The sequence below is a fragment of the Sharpea porci genome (assembly GCF_009695655.1).
Taxonomy (GTDB): domain Bacteria; phylum Bacillota_I; class Bacilli_A; order Erysipelotrichales; family Coprobacillaceae; genus Sharpea; species Sharpea porci.
This window is the reverse complement of sequence record NZ_VUNM01000005.1, coordinates 78198-98681: the sequence shown is the minus strand read 5'-3', so window position 1 is coordinate 98681 and position 20484 is coordinate 78198. Positions and strand designations below refer to the sequence as shown.

Genomic DNA, 20484 nt, shown 5'->3' with positions numbered 1-20484 from the left:
GCGCGGCGGGCACACCTGTACCCATCCCGAACACAGAAGTTAAGCGCCGCAGCGGCGACGATAGTGCGCAAGTGCGACAATAGCGCTCTGCCAGGTAGGCAAAGGACCGGAAGGTCCTTTTTCTTTTTGTTTTAGATTCACAATAGTATGATGAAAATACATTAATAGTTATCACTATTAAAAGATTATCATTATGAGATAGAAAAAGGATTGGTCTGTAACCAATCCTTTTCGTTTGAAAGACTATATTATTCTGTAATACCTGTTGCTTCAGTAACCTTAGCGACAACATCTTCCATTGTCATTGTATTGTTTAAGCAATCTTCAGCAAGCTTTTTGCTTTCTTCATATGAGAGAGATCTAATTCTCTTTCTTTGAGCTAAGATTGATGTTGCTGACATAGAGAATTCATCAAGTCCTAAGCCAAGTAATAATGGAGCAGCTAAAGCTTCGCCAGCCATTTCTCCACACATACCAGTCCATTTACCATTAGCATGTGCTGCATCAATTGTATTCTTTACAAGTCTTAAAATTGATGGGTTAAATGGCTGATATAAGTAATTGATTGTTGATGACATACGGTCAGCAGCAAATGTATACTGGATTAAGTCGTTTGTACCAATTGAGAAGAAATCAACTTCTTTAGCAAATTGGTCAGCTAAAACAGCGGCAGCTGGAATTTCAATCATGATACCAACTTCGAAATGATCTGAAACCTTAACGCCTTCAGCTTCTAATTTAGCTTTTTCATCCATTAAGATTCCTTTAGCTTTTCTGAATTCACCTAAAGTGGCAATCATTGGGAACATGATATGTAGATCACCATAGATTGAAGCTCTCAGTAATGCTCTTAACTGTGTTCTGAAGATATCTTCATGCTGGAAGCAAAGACGGATGGCACGAACACCTAAGAATGGGTTCATTTCATCTGGTGTTTCGAATGATTTCAATTTCTTGTCTCCACCAATATCCAATGTTCTTACGACAACTGGACCATTAACGCCTTCAAGAACCTTTTTATATACTTCAAACTGTTCATCTTCTGTTGGTAATGTATCAGATTCCATATATAAGAATTCTGTTCTGAATAAACCAACACCTTCAGCACCATTAGCCTTAACAGCTTCAAGGTCTTCAGGAGAACCAATATTAGCAACTAATAAAGTTTTATGACCATCAGTAGATACTGATTCAGCATTAACTAATGTCTTTAATTCAGCTTTATAAGCTTCAAATGCTTCTTTCTTTTCAGTATATTCTTTAACAACTGCTTCATCAGGGTTAACGAACACTTCACCAGTTGTACCATCAAGAACAACTAAATCACCGTCATTAACATTGTCCATAATTGCATTTGTAGCAACGACAGCAGGAATTTCCATAGATCTTGCAAGAATTGCAGAGTGTGAAGTTCTACCACCAATATTTGTTACAAAACCTTTTACTAAGTTCTTATTTAATGTTGCAGTATCAGAAGGTGTTAAGTCATTAGCACAAATAACAACTTCTTCACTAATTAAGCTTGGGTTAGGTAATTTCTTACCTAAAAGATGAGCTTTCCAACGTGTAGAAACATCTTTTACATCAGCAGCTCTTTCTTTAAAGTAAGCATCATCCATACTTGAGAACATCGCAATCATCATATTTGCGACATCTTCAAGTGCAGCTGCAGCATTTAATTTTTCATCTTTAATCTTTGTTTCAATTTGACCAGCAAATTCAGGGTCATTAAGCATCATTAAGTGCGCATCAAACACAGCTGCTTCTTCCTCTGAAAGATTCTTTGATGCAGCTTCCTTAATTGTTTTGATTTCTTCTTCAACAGCAGCCTTATGTTCATACAATTTTGTAATTTCAGCTGCAGTATCTTCTACTGTATCTCTAGATACTGTTAAATCTGGCATTTCTAGTTTGTATGCTTTAGCAATCGCAATACCGCTAGATGCACCAATACCTTTTATATTTGTCATTTTTGACATACCTCCATCTAAATTGTATTTTACATTATAAAAGTCGTAAAATAAAGGGGAAATGAAAACGTTCTAATACCAAAAAGCCTATATTTTCTAAGTATTTTCATAGGAATCTAAGAAATACTATATATATGTTGTAAAAGAATCAAAAATATATACAAAAACTACAGTTAATAAATGAAAGGGTTTTAAATTTTCAAAATATGAAAATAATGCTTTATTTCTCTAAGTACTACTACTATAATGTATGTGAGGTGAGAGAGATGAAAGTTATTGTGAAAAAAGATTATGAAGAAGCAAGTCGAGCTGCTTTAGAAATTATGCTTGATATCATTAAAAACAAACCTAATGCTGCACTTGGATTAGCTACTGGTTCAACTCCTGTTCGATTATATGAATTAATGCAGGAAGATCATGAAAAGAATCATACGTCCTATAAGCATATTGAAAGTTATAACTTGGATGAATATTATGGTTTATCTGATGACCATCCACAGAGTTATTATTATTTCATGTGGCATCATTTATTTAATAAACTTGATATTGATAAAAAGAATATTCATGTACCTAGTGGAAAGGGTGATATTAATGAAGTCACAAAGAATTACAGTCAGCTTCTCAAAGATCATCCTAGAGATATTCAGTTATTAGGGCTTGGTAGTAATGGACATATCGGCTTTAATGAACCAGGAACATCATTTACTTCAACAACTCATTATATCGCTTTAAAACAGTCAACAATTGAAGATAATGCGAAATTATTCTTCAATGGCGACGTAAGTGCTGTACCAACACATGCGATTACAATGGGAATACAGGAAATTATGGATGCACATAAAGTTCTGCTTATTGCTTGTGGTGAACGTAAAGCTAAAGCTGTAAAAGGCTTGGTGGAAGGAGAAGTGACAGAAGAACTTCCTGCAAGTATTCTTCAAAGACATAAGGACGCTATTATCATTGTTGATGAAGCTGCCGCTTCACTTTTATAAAATTTATGCTTTCATATAAAAAGTGGCTAAGATAAGAATCTTAACCACTTTTTCATTTTATATGTGTTTTTCAATAATCCTTGCAGCTTCTTCTAAATATTGTTGATCTTCAATCGTGAAACGTGAAAGCATAGGTGAGTCCACATCTAAGACACCAATAACTTCACCATTTTGAATGAGTGGCACAACAATCTCACTTTTACTAGCAGAGTCACAGGCAATATGATCAGCAAACTGATGAACATCATCGACACGCAATGTCTTCTTCAAAGCCACAGCTTTGCCACAAACGCCTTTGCCTACTGGAATACGTGTACAGGCCACCTTACCCTGAAAAGGACCTAATATTAATGTGTCACCTTCAAGAAGATAAAAACCTAACCAGTTCAAATGATCCATAGTATTATAGAGAAAACTACTAGCGTTAGCGAGATTAGCGATAGAATGACTCTCTGCTTCAAGGAGTGCGTTTAATTGTTCTAATTCTAAAGTTTCCATTGATTTACCCCCTTTGGGTAGTATACCATAAACCTAATAGGAAAGGGGGATATATGATGGATTTAAGTGACTATGCCATGGTTGAAGGCCATCCTAAATACAAGCAGGCAATAAAAAGAGAACATGCGATTTATACACGTGCATATGACATTCGTACACCTTTTGTCAGGGATTATACAAGATTGATTTTTTCACAAGGCTATCGCCGTTTGAAAAACAAAACACAGGTCTTTTTTGCGGTTGATGATGATCATGTTTGTACACGCTTAGAACATGTCAATCTTGTCTCGTCCATTGCGAATACGATTGCGAGGGAACTGAAATTGAATACTGAATTAACGCAAGCGATTGCGACAGGACATGATATTGGACATGCACCCTTTGGTCATGGTGGTGAACGCATTTTAAAAGATATCAGTCAGCACTATCATCTTGAACCATTTTGGCATGAACGTAATAGCTTGCACTTTGTCGATGATATTGAAGTGCTAGAAGATGACTATCATCATTTTTACAATCTTGATCTGACCTATGCAGTACGTGATGGTATTATTGCCCATTGTGGTGAAATGCAACAAGCCTTGATTACACCACGTGATGAAGTCATTGATTTACAAAAGGATTTTACACGTCCTGGGATGTTTGAGCCATATACTTACGAAGGATGCGTTGTGAAGATGAGTGATAAAATAGCTTATTTAGCACGTGATATTGAAGATGCACTACGTCTTCATATTATTGATCACAATGAAGTGAATGCTTTAAGGGATGAACTTAATTCATTGGGTGGTTATCAATTCAATGCGATTAATAATGGCTCGGTTGTGAATTACTTTATTCAGGATGTTATTCATCATTCTTCATCTGCAGGTATCGGCTTAAGTGAAGAAGCATATCGTAAGATGCATATCATTATGAATTTTAATTATAAGCATATTTACTTGATTAAACGTGTTGATATTCATAATAATTATGTTAAGCTTATGATGAATTCTCTTTTTGAATTCCTTTATGATTATTATCAATCACCAACATTTCTTGAAGACTTAAAAGATGATCGAGATCAATATCATACCCTTATTACACATTATTTAGCGCATTTAGAAAAACATGCTCAATTTCCACATATACCTAGAAATCCAAATTATGAAAATAAAGTGATTTATGATTTTGAACACGATCCACAAGCCATCACAAAATCCATTCTTGATTATTTAGCAGGAATGACAGACACATTTCTCATTAAATCTTTCAACGAACTATTATCATTCTAAAGGGGTGAAAATATGCCAATTAATTTACCAGATGATTTGCCTGCAGGCAAAATCTTAAGAGACGAAAATGTCTTCGTCATGAATACAACAAGAGCTACAACTCAACAAATAAGACCACTTCATGTCATGATTGTAAATCTCATGCCAACAAAAGAAGTGACTGAAACACAGCTTTTAAGACTCCTTTCCAACACACCTTTACAGGTCGAAGTTGATTTGATTCGTACAGCCACACATACACCAGTCCATGTGAATCCGGAACATCTTAAATCCTTTTATAAATTCTTTGATGATGTCAAAGATCAGTATTATGATGGGATGATTATTACTGGTGCACCGGTAGAACGCATGGCTTTTGAAGACGTGGATTACTGGAAGGAACTTTGTGACATCATGGAATGGGCAAAAACCCATGTTTTTAGCAGCTTCTTTATTTGTTGGGGAGCGCAGGCAGCCCTTCATTATTATTATGGATTAGATAAATATCTCTTGAAGCATAAGTTAACAGGTGTTTATCGTCACCATATCAATACAAACAAAATGAAGCGTAAAATATTACGTGGATTTGATTATGAATTCTATGCACCTCATTCACGCTATACAACGGTTCTCAAAGAAGATATCGCTAGTGTTAAGAGTCTGGATATTTTAGCGGAAAGTGATGAAGCGGGTGTTTATCTTGTTGCCGAAAAAGATGGCTCGCGGTTCTTTGTGACAGGACATTCTGAATATGATACGGATACGCTTGATAAGGAATATAAGCGTGATTTGGCGAATCCAAATATTGTGGCAGAAATTCCTAAGAATTATTACCATGATGATGACCCAACACAGGATATCCAAGTGAAATGGCGTTCCCATGCCTATTTATTATTTGCGAATTGGCTTAATTATTATGTTTATCAGGAAACGCCATATAAGATTGAAGAAATCCAGAAGAGGGCAAAGTGAAAAAAGGCATCAGAGTCTTTGTTGGAATGCTGATGTGTGTGCTTTGTATGACGTCTGTTCATGCATTGAATGCCAATAGCACGCTTGACTCGCTTACAGTGCTCTCTCAGACACTTTCGCCGGCTTTTTCACCAACAGTGACGCAATATACATTGAATATATCAAACGATACGCAAATGATAACCATTGCGGCGACAGCACATAATAAGCAGGCTGTTGTAACTGGGCTGGGAAGCTTCCCTATTGATAAAGACCAAGAAGTCTTTGTCATCACTGTGAGATTTGGTAAAAAATGGACAACACATTATACAATCAATGTAGTACGCCAGCCTAAGCCTCTTCAAGTGACATATCATGGCCAGACTTTGACGCTGGTGAATAGCTTTGATGGGGTACAAGTGCCTACATCTTTCATTCCCACCACAACCATGATACAAAACACATCTGCCTTAGCTCTTCATAATGAGGAACTCAATAAGACCATCTGTTTTCTAAAAGATGAAAGTGGTCAGGGAGCATTCTATTATGTCAAAGATGGTAAAGTAGAAGGTCTATTTAGAAGCATTGAACTGAATGATACAACCTATATATTGGTGGATATTCCTCAAAGCTTACAACAAAGACAACATTTTCATACTAAAACCTTCACCATCAACAACCAGACAATCACCGGCTGGGTCTATCAGGATGGTGATCCACATTACTATCAATTATATTTAGAAAACTTGAAAGGACAAAAGGCTATCTATCAGTATGATCAAAGAGATCATTCCTTGCAGATCTATAAAGCAGCACTTGTTGATCAAGAGAATCATGAAATCTTTTACCAGATTATTATTGGTATTCTGATTGTTGTTCTTGTAGGCTTTAGATGGTATTTTCAGCACTTTAAAAGAGTGCGTATTGCAGAAATCAAGGAATATTATGCCTTAAGACAAGTTTCAATATTGAACCAAAAAGAAGATTCGCATTATTGAATCTTCCTTTTTGTATAGGGATAAAAGTGATACAATAAGGCAAGGAGGAAGAAGAAATGAAGAAGCTCATAACAAGTATTGCAGTCATTCTTACGTTGACAATAACAGCTTGTGCACCTAATTATAAAGAGCCAGTAACCAAGCAGGCTCAATTGTTTTTAAAGAAGATTGATAATGGTGACTTTAATGGTGCCAAGAAACTGTGTGCAAAAGGTGTAGGTAAGGCAATTGCCATTGACAATGTCGATCAGACTATTGATGAGGAATATGCGAACTATCTTACCAATGCATCAGATGCTACAAAACAGGCATTAGAAGATTATAAACAAAGCATTAAGAAAGCTATGTTTGAAAATATCAAGCTCAATGATGATTATAATAATAGTCAGTATAGTATTTCTGCAAAGCTTTCCTATCTGAATACATCATCCGTATCACAAGAAATGGTGAAAACAAAAGCGAATGAACTTTCCACAGCTTATATTAATGCTCATCAACAAGATCTTGTCGCTGTTTATAAAAAGAGCGGTGAAGATGGTATGAAGCAAGCGGTCACTGAAGGTATTGCTGCTGACTTGATTCATTATCTGAAGACGGATTATTTAGCCAAAATGAAATATACAAAACAAACATGGACAATGAAATTTGTCCAGAATGATAAGAAGCAATGGACAATCAAGACGATTGCGATTACGAAGGGATAGCTATGAAAATTGTTGTATTAAATGAAGAAAAAATGAATTATGATCACTTACTTGATTTTCATCAATTAGGTGATGATGTTGTGGTTTTTCAGCATTCAAGTGAAGAAGAGATATGTGAACGTGTTCAAGGGGCAACCATTGTCATAACAAAAGAGCTTGTGCTAAGTGAGAAGATGGTTGAAGCATTTGATGATTCAATCAAGCTTATTATTGAAGCAGGTACCGGTTACAACAATATTCCCCTTGATGCATGCAATAAGAAAGGCATAACTGTATGTAATATTCCTGCCTATTCATCACAGCGTGTTGCCCAGACAGCTATCATGTTGATGCTTAATCTGGCAAGCAGTATGCAAATGCAGCTAAGAATGTTAGAACGTAAAGACCATTCAAACTTCACACAACATTTAATGGTCAACCATATTGAACTCAATGATAAGGTGTTAGGTGTTGTTGGCTATGGTCATATTGCGAAAGAGACCATCAAGATTGCATTGGCCATGGGCATGAAGGTTGTCGTAACGGCAAGAACACCAAGAGAGGATCATGATGGTATTCATTTTACTTCTCTTGAGGAAGTCTTAAAAACAAGTGATTTTATTAGCTTGCATTGTCCACTCAATAAAGAGACTTATCATTTGATAGGTGCAAGTCAGCTGGCTTTAATGAAACCAACGGCTTATCTCATCAATACGGCAAGAGGTGCCTTGATTGATGAACAGGCCTTAATTAAAGTATTACAAAATAAAATGATTGCTGGGGCGGGACTGGATGTTCTTGAGAAAGAACCACCTCTCGATAATAGTCCACTCTATGATATGGAGAATGTCATTATCACGCCTCATATGGGCTGGAAGGGCAAAGAAACAAGAGAAAGACTTTATCAAATCATTAAAAGTAATGTGGATCATTATCTTGCCGGTGATCCTATAAATGTTGTCAACGGGACATCTCGCTAAGAGATGTCTTTTTTCAAAAGGGAGGAATAATAAATGATCAAGAAAGAAGATTATTTTACATCAAGTAATATGCGGACACAAATTCACTATGTGAGCTGGCAGCCAGAGGGTGATATTGTCGCAATACTTCAGATTGTCCATGGCATGAATGACTTTATAGAACGCTATGATCGTTTTGCTTCATTTCTTGCAGAGCGAGGGATTATGGTTGTTGGCGAGGATATGTTAGGACATGGGCGCTCGATAAGAAATCAGGATGAACTAGGCTATTTCTTTGAAGAAAGGGAAGTCTATTTGGTTAAAGATGTTGAGAAGCTAAGACATATTATCACTGAAAAATGGCCAGAAAAGCCTTATTTCATACTTGGACACTCGATGGGTAGCTTCTTGACGACACTCTATATACAGGAATATGGGATGAATATCAATGGTGCTATTATTATGGGAACAGGTTATCAGCCAAGTTATAAGCTTGCATTTGGAAAAGCCTTATGTAAGATCATGGCGAAAAGAAAGGGCTGGATGTATCGCTCCCCATTCGTCAATAAACTGGCTTTGGAGTCCTATAATAAGTCCTTCAAGCCAGCAAGAACAAAGTTTGATTGGTTAACTCGTGATCAGAAAGTCGTTGATGACTTTTGTGCTAATGAACTCAATACGTTCATCTTTACATTGAATGGATTCTATACACTTTTTTCTCTCATTGCGAAAATACAAAAACTGAAGCATACACAAGAAATCCCATCAAACCTTCCCGTCTTCTTCGTGAGTGGGAGTAAGGATCCAGTGGGTGGCTTTGAAAAAGGCGTCCAGAAAGTCTATCGTCGTTTCAAAAAAGCTCATATACGTGATTTGCAGCTTAAATACTATCCTGAGGATCGTCATGAAATCTTAAATGAACTTGACTACCAAACTGTTCAGGAAGATCTCTATCGCTGGCTTTTAAGTAAACTTAATAGTTAATTCCTATAGCTATGAATAGGTAATAAATATTTTTCAAAGTGAAAAAAGAATGCTATAGTGCAGCCATAGCTATAAGCCAAACGTATAGCTATAGAGAGAAGCTGATGGATTCCCCTTCACCATCAGGTAGAATAGATATTCTATAGGGGAAGAATCTAACTCCAATAGATTCTATAGAACGGATGACCGAAAGCTCCCAAACACATTCGGCCATCTTTTTCTTTTTTCTATAAGGAATTGTTGTATAATGAGGCAAACGGGGGATTATTATGACATTACAACAACTAAGATATGTAGTCATGATTGCGGCTAAAGGAACACTTTCAGAAGCGGCAAAATCACTATTTATAACACAACCATCACTATCCGAAGCACTCAATTCGCTAGAAGGAGAACTTGGAATTACCATCTTTAGACGTAACAATAAAGGGATGACATTAACACAAGAAGGGGAAGAATTCCTAGGTTATGCCCGCCAGGTTCTTGAACAGACAGAACTTATTGAAGAGAAGTATATGAACAAGAAACCAGGAAAGAGAGAATTTGCGGTCAGCTGCCAGCATTATTCTTTTGCGGTGGAAGCTTTTGTGGATTTGTTGAATAATCACAAGGAAGATGAATATGAATTTCATTTGCGTGAAACACAGACATTTGCCTTAATTCAAGATGTTTCTAAATTGCGCTCTGAGATTGGTATTCTCTATCTCAATAAATTCAACGAAACCATCATTCAACGTACACTCAAAGAAAACAATTTAAGCTTTCATCCACTCTTTAAAGCAACACCACATGTTTTCCTAGGCTCACATTCACCTCTTGCCAACAAGAAGAAAATTACGCTTGAAGAGCTAGATCCGTATCCAAGACTTTCCTATGAACAGACGGATCGTAATTCGTTCTATTTTTCCGAAGAAATCTTATCAACAAGGGATGTCAAGAAAGACCTGGTTGTAACCGATCGTGCAACACTCTTTAATCTCCTTATTGGGATGGATGGTTATACATTCTCAACAGGGGTTATTTCAGAAGAACTCAATGGTCCTAATATTGTATCCATTCCTTTGGATGTGGATGATTATATGTTGATTGGTTATTTAACGCATGATAAGACAACACTCTCACCACTTGCGAAAGAATATATTGAATGCTTAAAAGCACATACAGAAAACAGCTAGCAGAGATTGCTAGCTGTTTTGAAAATAAAAAAGAGTCCGAAGACTCATGTTATTAAAATGGTGCGGTCGATGAGACTTGAACTCACACGGGAGTACTCCCACAGCCCCCTCAAAGCTGCGTGTCTACCATTCCACCACGACCGCATTTTGGAAAGCACTTTACTTAGTGCTTTCCCATTATAGCAAACCTCTTTACTAAATGCAAGAGCTATTTCTTAAGGATGTTGTAAAGTGCAGCAGCATAAATGGCCACAGCATCCATTAAGTCATCAATAAGAATATGTTCATCATTTTGATGCATACCATTGTTGTGACCTGGGAATTCAGCACCAAACGCTACACAATTAGGCATTTCCTTTGCATAAGTCCCACCACCCATGCACTGAGGTCCATGTTCATGATCACCAGTGACATCAACATAAGCCTGATGAAGATTCTTGATCAAATCACTTTCTGGATTGACAAAGAGGGCATTCGTCCAGTCATAGTCAAAACTTGTGAAATGATGCATTGTGAATGTTGTGGCGAGCGTAGGAATAAATTCTTCTTCACTCATTTCATGAGGAAGACGGAAGTCAATGCTTAAACTGCCTTTACCTTCGCTATAGCTGATAATGCCTAAGTTACATGTCACTAAGCCCATATGACCTTCTTTAAAGACACCAAGCTTTTTCCCGTTGACATCTTCATAGAAATATTTGTCTATAAAGTTCACAAAATCATTTTCTACATGATCAACTAAGTAATGAGCTAGCATTACAGCTGCATTCTGACCAAGTTCAGGTGTTGAACCGTGAGCAGAAACACCTTTTAAAGTGAGTTTAGTTTTGCCATGATAATCTTCAATTTCACCCGTTAATTGATGCTTTTCTAAATAAGCCTGATAGCTTTCTGTTAAGTCATCATGACTATCAACAACGGCTTGTGCATGTCCAGGAACGATATTGACAACATCACCTGACATAAAACTCATCAGGCCATTAGGGGCAAAATGTCCTTTGACATTGATTCTAGCGATACCTTTTTCTCCGTAGACAACAGGGAAGTCAGCATCAGGCGTAAAGCCTAAAGCAGGATAAGGACGATGCTTGAAATAGTATGCCACACATTCTGAACCATTTTCTTCATTTGTCCCAAAGATCACACGTATCTTCATCTTCTTCTCGAAGTCCATCTTGTTGATGATTTTAGCTGCATAATAGGCTGCCAGCAAAGGACCTTTGTCATCTGCAACACCACGGCCATAAAGCATATCACCGTCCTGTGTGCAATCAAATGGTGGGTAATGCCATCCAGTCTTATTGACAGGAACGACATCTAAGTGACCTAGGATACCAAATACGGCATCGCCTTCACCAATATCAATTGAACCAGCATAACCATCACAGTTATCAGTCACAAACCCATCACGTTGTCCAATCGCAATCATTTGGTCTAAGGCAACACGGGGCATTTCACCAAATGGCTGGCCATCTTTTGCGCTCGACATATCCATTGTTGAAGGAATCTGACAGAGTGTTTTTAAATCTTTAAGTAAAGCATCTTTATATTGTAAAGCTTCTTTTTTAAAATCCATTTTATTCACCTCGCTCAACATTATAGCGAATTTTCATCAGTCTGACATTAGAATTATTCAGCAAAGTCAAAAAAGATTTGTCTTCGATCAAAAGAGTGTTAATATAACACAAAAAGGAGAAGAGAGAGATGGCAGAGAAAAAAATAAGATTTCACATAACGGTAAAAGGAATTTGCGTGTATAATGGAAAGACACTTATCATGAAAAGAGTTCGTCCTTCTACCGATGGACTAGGATATTGGGAACTTCCTGGGGGTGGCTTAGAATATGGAGAAACACCCCATCAGGCTTTGAAAAGAGAATTGCGAGAAGAAACAGGCTTGAAGATTAAAATAATAAAGCCAATCTATACTTTCACAGCTATTCGTGAGGATTATCAGACTGTAGGAATTGGCTTTTTAGCTATTCCTGAAGATGACCATGTGCAAATTAGTGAGGAACATACGGATTATAAGTGGGTGGATGAAAAAGAACTTCAGGCAACTCTTGATCCTCATATCTTCAATGATATCAAGGAAGCTCTTAGTGAATATGATAAGATGAAAGAATATAAGGAAATTAAGGAATCAGGACATGAATGAAGAAATTATCAATCTAACTGCCAAGACATTACAAATTCATAAAGCCCAAGTTAAGGCAGTCCTCAATTTATTAAGTGAAGGAGCCACGGTACCATTTATTGCCCGTTATCGTAAAGAAGTGACAGGTGCATTAAATGAAGATCAAATTCGAGCCATCGCAAAAGATTATGATTATGCTCTTAAGCTTAAAGAAAGAAAAGAAGATGTCATCAGACTCATAGAAGAAAAGGGCATGATGAATGATGAACTGAAGAAAGCTATTCTTGAAGCAAGTAAGCTGACTGAAGTTGAAGATTACTATCGTCCCTATAAAGAAAAGAAGAAGACAAGAGCGACTGTCGCTATTGCCAAGGGCTTAGAACCATTAGCTAATTGGATAATGTTATTACCTATCAAGGGAGATCTTGAAAAAGAAGCATCACAGTATATCAATGACGATGTAACAAGTATTCAGGAAGCTATTGATGGGGCAAAAGATATTATTGCTGAAAAAATCAGTGATGAAGTAAAATATCGTCAATATACAAAGAATCTCATCAACAAAACAGGAATTCTGACAACGAAATTAAAAAAGAATGCAGTTGATGAAAAAGGCATTTATGCCATGTATTATGAATATAGTGAACGTATTAAGAATTTGAGGGAACACCGTATTCTTGCTATTAATCGTGGCGAAAAGGAAAAGATTTTAAGTGTGTCTTTTGATATTGATAAAGAGCGTTTCTATGACTATATCAATCGAAGTATCGTTGGTCATAAGAAGAGTGTAGTCAATGATATCATTGAAGCGTGCGTCAAGGATGCTTTTGATCGTTTAATCAGACCTTCTATTGAACGTGAAATCCGTAATGAATTGACAGAAAGAGCAGAAGAAAAATCACTTGCACTTTTCTCAACAAATTTAGAACATCTCCTCATGCAGGCACCATTAAAAGATAAATATGTACTTGGCTTAGATCCTGGCTTTAGAACAGGCTGTAAGCTTGCAGCCGTTGATCCAACGGGTAAAGTGCTTGGCATAGATAAATGTTATATCTCATTGCCTAATAAAGATCATCATCAGGATGAAGCAACACTACTTAGAATGATCAAAGACTATCATGTTGAAGTCATTGCTATGGGCAATGGAACAGCATCAAGAGAATCAGAAGCTTGGATTGCTGCTTTTATTAAGAAATATAAGCTTGATGTCCAGTATGTCATTGTTTCTGAAGCTGGGGCTTCTGTCTATTCGGCAAGTAAGCTGGCTAAAGAGGAATTTCCTGATTTTGCGGTCGAAGAACGTTCGGCTGTCTCTATCGCAAGAAGACTGCAGGATCCACTTGCAGAACTTGTTAAGATTGATCCAAAATCTATTTCCGTTGGTCAATACCAACATGATATGAACCAGAAGGCTTTAGGAGAACAGCTTGATTTCGTTGTCGAAAAAGTTGTCAATCAGGTAGGTGTGAATATCAATACAGCATCACCATCACTCTTACAGTATGTTTCTGGCTTAAGCGCATCAACAGCCAAAAGCATTGTCAAATATCGTGAAGAAAATGGCATGTTTAAGCAACGTCAGGAAGTGCTAGATGTGCCAAAATTAGGGCCTAAGACCTATGAACAGGCTGTTGGTTTCTTGCGTATTCCAGAAGGACTTAATATTCTTGATGAGACGGCCATTCATCCTGATAACTATGATGATGCGATGCGTTTCTTAGATTATCTTCATCTTTCCATTGCAGATATTGGAACATCAAAAATGCAGGAAGTCTTAAAAACATTGAATCAGGAACAGGCTCGAGAAGAATTACATTTTTCAACATATTTACTAGAAGACTTAATAGATGCCTTCAAAGCACCATCACGCTCACCTCGTGATGAATATGAAGCACCTGTATTACGCAGTGATGTCTTAACGCTTGATGATTTACAGTTGAATATGAAACTCTCGGGTACTGTGCGTAATGTCGTTGACTTTGGCGCTTTTGTCGATATTGGCTTACATGAAGATGGGCTTGTACATATCTCAAAAATGAGCAAGCGTCATATCAAACACCCATTAGAAGTGGTCAATGTAGGTGATATCGTCGATGTTTATGTCATTGACATTGACAAGAAGCGTAATCGTGTGGGATTATCAATGATTGCTTCATAAATTCGTGCTTTTTTTCAAAAAAAGTGTATGATAATATCATTTGAGGGGGGTGAGAATGTGCTGAAGAAAATAGGCAAGATACTTCTAGTGATGATTCTTGTACTTAGTGTCTATGTCGTAGGTAATGGGGCAAGTATCTATTTCTATAGCTATCGTGATGAAACACGTCAGGCTGATGTCGCCATTGTATTAGGCGCAAGTGTGGCCTATAATCGCGTGAATGCCGTTTATCGTGAACGTATCAATCATGCCGTTGATCTTTATAATAACAAAGATGTTTCTAAACTCATTCTTACCGGTGGTAAAGTCGCAGGACAGAAATATAGCGATAGTGAAGTGGCTAAACAGTATGCCTTAAGTAAAGGTGTCAAAGAAAAAGATATTCTCATTGAAGAAAGCTCTAAAACAACATTAGAAAATCTTATCTATGCCAAGAAACTCATGAATCAGAATAATTTGAAAACAGCTCTTGTTGTATCAGATGCTTTACATATGCGTCGTGCCATGTTGATGGCGAAGGATGTAGGCATTGATGCCTACTCCTCTCCAACAAAGACATCAATGTATAAAACAACGAAGAAACGTGTTGAATTTCTCAAGAATGAGACAATTGAATATATTCTTTATAAGTGCTATAAGATTGTTCAGCACTTCACAAAAATCCATATATAAGAAAACACCAGCATTGCTGGTGTTTTCTATTTCTCCAAGTGACGGATATTGATGTAGGAAGGAATGCCATTATGATAACGAACATTCACTTCTCCTTGAATAAGTGGATATATATAATCATAAAGTTCTTTCGTGATATCGTTGTGAGCATCGTTGATCCAGTTCACTGGAATTTTGTGTTCGAGATTAGCGATTTGGCTGACATCAGCAACGGCTGCTTCTGACTGATAGGGATCATTTGATAAGCGCTTAATGACTACCATCACACCACTATGATCTTTTGCATAGTGAACAGCTTTACTGCCAATCATGAAACTTTCTTCAATATCAGTTTCTGAGGCAATATGCATAGCACAGCGTTGTAAGACATTGAGTTCGATAGAACGGACTTTACATTTAAAGCGTTTAAAACAAATGGTCTCAAGCACTTTACCTGTCCCGGAATGCAGAATATGACCAAAGGCATCTTTCTTCACATAGCGGCTATCTTGGTCAAGATAGTCGCCATCTTTGTTTTTAATGCCTTCACTCACGGCAATAATAACCGAACGCTTTTTTTCAAAGACTTTCGCAATATCATCAAGGAATTGTTCTTGATCAAAAGGTACTTCAGGCAAGTAAATCAAATCAGGGGCATCAGAATAGGCAGTACGTGCCAAAGCACTAGCAGCTGTCAGCCAACCAGCATTACGGCCCATGATTTCAACAATAGTAATACTTTTTAATTTATAAATGGAACTGTCATAGGCAATTTCAAGCATGCTGCTAGCTACATATTTAGCGGCTGAGCCATAGCCAGGCGTATGATCAGTACCCATGAGATCATTATCAATCGTCTTAGGAATACCAATAAAGTGAATGTCTGAATTCATAATCTTGGCATACTCTGAAAGCTTTGCCACAGTATCCATTGAATCATTTCCCCCAATATAGAAGAAATCTGTAATTTGTAGTTCTTCAAATTTATGGAAAAGCTGTTCAAATACAGGATCGTCACTTTGATCAGGCAATTTATAGCGACAGCTACCAAGATACATGGCTGGTGAAGTTTTCAAATCATGAAGATCATCATCATTCTTGACGGCTTCTTCTAAATCCATATAAGTATTTTCCAATAATCCTTTAATGCCGTTGATCATACCATAGATATGGTCATAACCATCCTTCTTTGCTTGTTGGATAATTCCAGCAAGTGAGGCATTGATGGCAACAGTAGGACCACCGGATTGACCAATAATACAATTTCTTTTGTTCATTCTCTAGCTCCTTATAGACATTTTTCGCAAAAACATCATATCATTAAATATCGTAGATGTGTAGAAGACTTTTAGTTGTAGATGAATTTTAGAAGATGAATAGCGAGAAATTTGTAAAGGCTTTAAAAAGTTAGGGAAATAAATTGCGTAAAGTTTGATATTTCAAGGTTGTAACCGGTTAGAATAAGGCTTGAAAAAGGGTTTTTATTAGGGGTATAATATCTCGTAGGAGGTTATATAATATGGCAAAAAAATATTTATCAATGGATGGTAATACAGCTGCCGCTCACGTTGCTTATGCATTTAGTGAAGTTGCTGCAATCTATCCAATTACACCATCTTCTCCAATGGCAGAACATGCTGAAGAATGGGCTTCAAAAGGTCAGAAGAACATCTTTGGCTCATCAGTCAATGTCATTGAAATGCAGTCAGAAGCTGGTGCTGCAGGTGCTGTTCATGGTGCACTTCAGGGTGGTGCTCTTGCAACAACATTTACTGCATCTCAAGGTTTACTGTTAATGATTCCTAACCTATATAAAATTCAAGGTGAATTATTACCAGGTGTATTCCATGTAGCTGCACGTGCTTTAGCTACATCATCATTAAACATCTTTGGTGATCATCAGGATGTTTATGCTTGTCGTCAGACAGGTATCGTAATGTTATGTTCTCACTCAGTTCAGGAAGTTATGGACTTAGGTGGTATTGCTCACTTAGTTGCTATTAAGGCTTCAGTTCCAGTTATGCACTTCTTTGATGGTTTCAGAACATCACATGAAATTCAGAAAGTTGAAGTTATGGATTATGAGACATTGGGCAGTCTCTTAGACTGGGATGCATTAAAGGCATTCAAGAATAGACAGCTTAACCCACATCTTAATCCTGTAACACGTGGTTCAGCTACAAATGATGACGTTTATTTCCAGAGCCGTGAAGCACAGAATAAACATTATGAAGATATTGCTGATATCACAGCTGATTACATGAAGAAGATTTCTGAAATCACTGGACGTCATTATGCACCATTTGTTTACTATGGTGATCCAGAAGCTGACAGAATCATTATTGCCATGGGTTCAGTCACTCAGACAATTGAAGAAGTTGTTGATACATTAAATGAACAGGGAGAAAAGGTTGGTTTAATTAAGGTTCACTTATACCGTCCATTCTCTGCTAAATACTTACTTGACGTCTTACCAGCATCAGTTAAGAAGATTGCTGTACTTGATCGTACTAAGGAAATGGGTTCTACTGGTGAACCATTATACTTGGATGTCGTAGAAGTATTAAAAGATAAGAATATTGAAATTATTGGTGGTCGTTATGGCTTAGGTTCTAAGGATACAACAGCTAAGGATTGTAAGGCTGTATTTGATAACTTAGCTAAGGATCAGCCACAGCATCCATTCACAATTGGTATTGTTGATGATGTGACTCATTTATCATTACCAGTCGATAGCTCATTCAAAGTTAAGACTGATGCTACACAGTGCTTATTCTATGGTTTAGGTAGTGATGGTACTGTTTCTGCCAACAAGTCATCAATCAAGATCATTGGTGATAATACTGATTTATATTGTCAGGCATATTTTGCTTATGACTCTAAGAAATCAGGTGGTGCTACACGTTCTAACTTAAGATTTGGTCCTACACCAATTCGTTCAACATATTATATTAACCGTGCTGACTTTATCTCATGTTCGGTTGATAACTATGTCTTCAAATATGATATGTTACGTAACTTAAAAGAGGGTGGTACATTCTTATTGAATACATCATTCTCTAAGGACGAAGTAGCTAACTACTTACCAAATAGAGTTAAGAAACAGTTAGCAGAAAAACATGCGAAACTCTATATTATCGATGCAACAAAGTTAGCTGAAGAATGCCATATGGGTAGACATACAAATACAATTCTTCAGTCAGCATTCTTTGCTTTGAACCAGAACATCTTACCTCTTGATGAAGCTATTCGCTTAATGAAAGAAGCTGCTAAGAAGTCTTATGGTTCTAAGGGTGATGCAATCGTTGAAAGCAACTACCAGGCTATTGATGCAGGTAAGGATAAGATGGTTGAAGTAGAAGTTGATCCTGCATGGGCTAATCTTGAAGTCAATGCAATGCATGCACCAACAGGTGATGACTACTTCGACAACTATGTAACACCAATTGATGGCTTAACTGGTGATGACTTACCTACAAGTGCTTTCTTAGATAAGTTAGATGGTACAATGAAGAATGGTATGGCATTAAAAGAACGTCGTGGTATTGCGGTTAGTGTTCCAAGATGGAATAAAGATAACTGTATCCAGTGTACACAGTGTGTCATGGTATGTCCTCATGCGACAATCCGTGCCTTCTTATTAAGTGAAGATGAAATCAAGAACGCACCTGAAGATATCAGCAATGATGTCTTAAAACCAATGGGTGTTAAGGGCGCAGATGGCTTATCATTCAGAATTCAGGTTTCTCCTGATAACTGTGTAGGCTGTACATTATGTGCTCAGGTATGTCCAGGCAAGAAGGGTGAAAAGGCCTTAACTATGGTTCCTGTTAAGGAAGAATTATCACATGGTGATTTAGCTTACTGGATGTATGAAAATGCTGAATACAGAAGTGACTTATTCAAAGGTCCAATGGCTAACACTATTAAGGGTGTAGGCTTCAGAAAACCTTACTTTGAAGCAAGTGGTGCATGTGCCGGCTGTGGTGAAGCTCCATATTATCGTTTAGCTTCTCAGTTATTCGGTCAGGATATGAGAATTGCGAACGCTACTGGATGTTCTTCAATCTATTGTGGTTCATGTCCATCAACTCCAATGACAACAGACAAGAAGGGCTTTGGTCCAGCTTGGGCTAACTCATTATTCGAAGATAATGCTGAATATGGTTTCGGTATGAAATTAGCTGAAAACTATAAAGCTAAATATATTCTTGAAACTATTGAAGCAAACAAGAATGATGCTGAAGCAGATGTCAAAGAAGTACTTGAAAAGTATGAAGCTGTTAAGGGTCAGCGTGAAAAAGAAGCTGAACTTTATGATGATGTTGTTGCAGCATTAGAAAAGACTCAGGTAGAAGGCTTGAAGAAATTACTTGATATGAAAGCTGACTTAGTCACTAAGAGCCAGTGGATTATCGGTGGTGACGGCTGGGCTTATGATATCGGTTATGGCGGATTAGACCATGTTCTAGCTAATGACCAGAATGTCAATGTCTTAGTACTTGATACAGAAATGTATTCAAATACTGGTGGTCAGTCTTCTAAGTCATCACAGGCTGCATCTATCGCTAAGTTCACTGCTTCAGGTAAGAAAGTTGCAAAGAAGGACTTAGCTCAGATTGCTATGGCATATGGCCATGTCTATGTTGCTCAGATTTCCTTAGCAGCTAACCCAATGCAGGCAATCAAGGCCTTCAAGGAAGCTGAAAGCTATGATGGTCCTTCACTCATTATCGCTTACTCTCCATGTACAGAACAGCACATCAAGGGTGGCTTAGCTAATAGTGATAGACAGGAAAAACTTGCTGTTGAATGTGGCTACTTCAACTTGTTAAGATATGATCCAAGACTTGCTGAAGAAGGCAAGGATCCATTGACAATCGACTCTAAGGCTCCAGACTTCAGTAAGTTCAAAGACTTCTTATTAACTGAAAACAGATTCGCTCAGTTATATAAGGTTAATCCAGAACATGCTGATGCATTAATGGAAAAATGTCTTCTTGATGCTAAACGTCGTAGAGCAAGAGCAGAAGCTATGGCTCTCGATCCAGCAGCTGCTGAATAATATATTGA

The 20484-nt window shown here is 37.3% G+C and carries 16 protein-coding genes, 1 tRNA gene and 1 rRNA gene; 13 read left to right on the top strand and 5 right to left on the bottom strand.

Annotation, left to right across the window (positions count from 1 at the left end; translation table 11 throughout):
* Positions 1-96 (top strand): 5S ribosomal RNA (gene rrf / locus FYJ79_RS04055); the annotation flags it as partial.
* A gap of 152 nt (positions 97-248) precedes the next feature.
* Here rrf and ptsP read toward each other — a convergent pair.
* Positions 249-1970 (bottom strand): phosphoenolpyruvate--protein phosphotransferase, encoded by a 1722-nt coding sequence (gene ptsP, locus FYJ79_RS04050; RefSeq protein WP_154514718.1) that lies wholly within the window; start codon positions 1968-1970, stop codon positions 249-251.
* A 266-nt stretch (positions 1971-2236) separates the two neighbouring features.
* Between ptsP and nagB the strand changes: the two genes are divergently transcribed.
* Complete coding sequence (gene nagB / locus FYJ79_RS04045) at positions 2237-2962, top strand: glucosamine-6-phosphate deaminase (protein WP_154514716.1); 726 nt, start codon at positions 2237-2239, stop codon at positions 2960-2962.
* Positions 2963-3019: 57 nt separating this feature from the next.
* Here the strand turns inward: nagB and FYJ79_RS04040 are convergent, their stop codons facing one another.
* Positions 3020-3460: a GAF domain-containing protein gene (locus FYJ79_RS04040; RefSeq protein WP_154514714.1), complete on the bottom strand. Its 441-nt coding sequence runs from the start codon at positions 3458-3460 to the stop codon at positions 3020-3022.
* A 53-nt stretch (positions 3461-3513) separates the two neighbouring features.
* Here FYJ79_RS04040 and FYJ79_RS04035 point away from each other — a divergent pair, with 53 nt between their 5' ends.
* The 7 genes from FYJ79_RS04035 to FYJ79_RS04005 all read left to right on the top strand — a co-directional run bounded on the left by FYJ79_RS04035 (position 3514) and on the right by FYJ79_RS04005 (position 10463).
* Complete coding sequence (locus tag FYJ79_RS04035) at positions 3514-4734, top strand: deoxyguanosinetriphosphate triphosphohydrolase family protein (protein WP_154514712.1); 1221 nt, start codon at positions 3514-3516, stop codon at positions 4732-4734.
* A gap of 12 nt (positions 4735-4746) precedes the next feature.
* Positions 4747-5685 carry a homoserine O-acetyltransferase MetA gene (gene metA / locus FYJ79_RS04030; protein ID WP_154514710.1) on the top strand — a complete coding sequence of 313 codons (939 nt, stop codon included), beginning with the start codon at positions 4747-4749 and terminating at the stop codon, positions 5683-5685.
* The gene (locus FYJ79_RS04025; protein ID WP_154514708.1) at positions 5682-6662 is read left to right on the top strand and encodes a cadherin-like beta sandwich domain-containing protein; all 981 of its coding nucleotides are present in this window, start codon (positions 5682-5684) and stop codon (positions 6660-6662) included. Before metA ends, FYJ79_RS04025 begins: the two co-directional genes overlap by 4 nt.
* 56 nt (positions 6663-6718) lie before the next feature.
* On the top strand, positions 6719-7366 hold the full coding sequence (locus FYJ79_RS04020) for a hypothetical protein (protein ID WP_154514706.1): 648 nt from the start codon (positions 6719-6721) through the stop codon (positions 7364-7366).
* 2 nt (positions 7367-7368) lie between these two features.
* Positions 7369-8325: a 2-hydroxyacid dehydrogenase gene (locus FYJ79_RS04015; protein WP_229771307.1), complete on the top strand. Its 957-nt coding sequence runs from the start codon at positions 7369-7371 to the stop codon at positions 8323-8325.
* 33 nt (positions 8326-8358) lie between these two features.
* Positions 8359-9288 carry an alpha/beta fold hydrolase gene (locus tag FYJ79_RS04010; protein ID WP_154514702.1) on the top strand — a complete coding sequence of 310 codons (930 nt, stop codon included), beginning with the start codon at positions 8359-8361 and terminating at the stop codon, positions 9286-9288.
* Between the two features lie 269 nt (positions 9289-9557).
* Positions 9558-10463 (top strand): LysR family transcriptional regulator, encoded by a 906-nt coding sequence (locus FYJ79_RS04005; protein ID WP_154514700.1) that lies wholly within the window; start codon positions 9558-9560, stop codon positions 10461-10463.
* 58 nt (positions 10464-10521) lie between these two features.
* Here FYJ79_RS04005 and FYJ79_RS04000 read toward each other — a convergent pair.
* Both FYJ79_RS04000 and pepV read right to left on the bottom strand, forming a co-directional pair.
* A tRNA-Leu gene (locus FYJ79_RS04000) sits at positions 10522-10607 on the bottom strand.
* Between the two features lie 64 nt (positions 10608-10671).
* Entirely contained in the window at positions 10672-12039 is a 1368-nt protein-coding gene (pepV, locus tag FYJ79_RS03995; protein ID WP_154514698.1) for a dipeptidase PepV, read from the bottom strand.
* A 128-nt stretch (positions 12040-12167) separates the two neighbouring features.
* Here pepV and FYJ79_RS03990 point away from each other — a divergent pair, with 128 nt between their 5' ends.
* From FYJ79_RS03990 to FYJ79_RS03980, 3 genes are read left to right on the top strand one after another with little or no spacing between them, the layout of a single operon-like run.
* Complete coding sequence (locus FYJ79_RS03990) at positions 12168-12620, top strand: NUDIX hydrolase (protein WP_154514696.1); 453 nt, start codon at positions 12168-12170, stop codon at positions 12618-12620.
* Positions 12613-14760 carry a Tex family protein gene (locus FYJ79_RS03985; RefSeq protein ID WP_154514694.1) on the top strand — a complete coding sequence of 716 codons (2148 nt, stop codon included), beginning with the start codon at positions 12613-12615 and terminating at the stop codon, positions 14758-14760. Before FYJ79_RS03990 ends, FYJ79_RS03985 begins: the two co-directional genes overlap by 8 nt.
* Before the next feature lie 57 nt (positions 14761-14817).
* The gene (locus FYJ79_RS03980) at positions 14818-15432 is read left to right on the top strand and encodes a YdcF family protein (RefSeq protein ID WP_326803259.1); all 615 of its coding nucleotides are present in this window, start codon (positions 14818-14820) and stop codon (positions 15430-15432) included.
* 26 nt (positions 15433-15458) lie between these two features.
* Here FYJ79_RS03980 and FYJ79_RS03975 read toward each other — a convergent pair whose 3' ends face one another.
* The gene (locus tag FYJ79_RS03975; protein ID WP_154514690.1) at positions 15459-16688 is read right to left on the bottom strand and encodes a 6-phosphofructokinase; all 1230 of its coding nucleotides are present in this window, start codon (positions 16686-16688) and stop codon (positions 15459-15461) included.
* A gap of 242 nt (positions 16689-16930) precedes the next feature.
* Between FYJ79_RS03975 and nifJ the strand changes: the two genes are divergently transcribed.
* Positions 16931-20476, top strand: a complete 3546-nt coding sequence (gene nifJ, locus FYJ79_RS03970) for a pyruvate:ferredoxin (flavodoxin) oxidoreductase (protein ID WP_154514688.1) — start codon at positions 16931-16933, stop codon at positions 20474-20476.
* Positions 20477-20484: the final 8 nt, after the last annotated feature.

Coding starts and splice junctions, on each gene's coding strand:
- ptsP (WP_154514718.1), bottom strand. CDS start 1,970: ATGACAAATATAAAAGGTATTGGTGCATCTAGCGGTATTGCGATTGCT.
- nagB (WP_154514716.1), top strand. CDS start 2,237: ATGAAAGTTATTGTGAAAAAAGATTATGAAGAAGCAAGTCGAGCTGCT.
- FYJ79_RS04040 (WP_154514714.1), bottom strand. CDS start 3,460: ATGGAAACTTTAGAATTAGAACAATTAAACGCACTCCTTGAAGCAGAG.
- FYJ79_RS04035 (WP_154514712.1), top strand. CDS start 3,514: ATGATGGATTTAAGTGACTATGCCATGGTTGAAGGCCATCCTAAATAC.
- metA (WP_154514710.1), top strand. CDS start 4,747: ATGCCAATTAATTTACCAGATGATTTGCCTGCAGGCAAAATCTTAAGA.
- FYJ79_RS04020 (WP_154514706.1), top strand. CDS start 6,719: ATGAAGAAGCTCATAACAAGTATTGCAGTCATTCTTACGTTGACAATA.
- FYJ79_RS04015 (WP_229771307.1), top strand. CDS start 7,369: ATGAAAATTGTTGTATTAAATGAAGAAAAAATGAATTATGATCACTTA.
- FYJ79_RS04010 (WP_154514702.1), top strand. CDS start 8,359: ATGATCAAGAAAGAAGATTATTTTACATCAAGTAATATGCGGACACAA.
- FYJ79_RS04005 (WP_154514700.1), top strand. CDS start 9,558: ATGACATTACAACAACTAAGATATGTAGTCATGATTGCGGCTAAAGGA.
- pepV (WP_154514698.1), bottom strand. CDS start 12,039: ATGGATTTTAAAAAAGAAGCTTTACAATATAAAGATGCTTTACTTAAA.
- FYJ79_RS03990 (WP_154514696.1), top strand. CDS start 12,168: ATGGCAGAGAAAAAAATAAGATTTCACATAACGGTAAAAGGAATTTGC.
- FYJ79_RS03985 (WP_154514694.1), top strand. CDS start 12,613: ATGAATGAAGAAATTATCAATCTAACTGCCAAGACATTACAAATTCAT.
- FYJ79_RS03975 (WP_154514690.1), bottom strand. CDS start 16,688: ATGAACAAAAGAAATTGTATTATTGGTCAATCCGGTGGTCCTACTGTT.
- nifJ (WP_154514688.1), top strand. CDS start 16,931: ATGGCAAAAAAATATTTATCAATGGATGGTAATACAGCTGCCGCTCAC.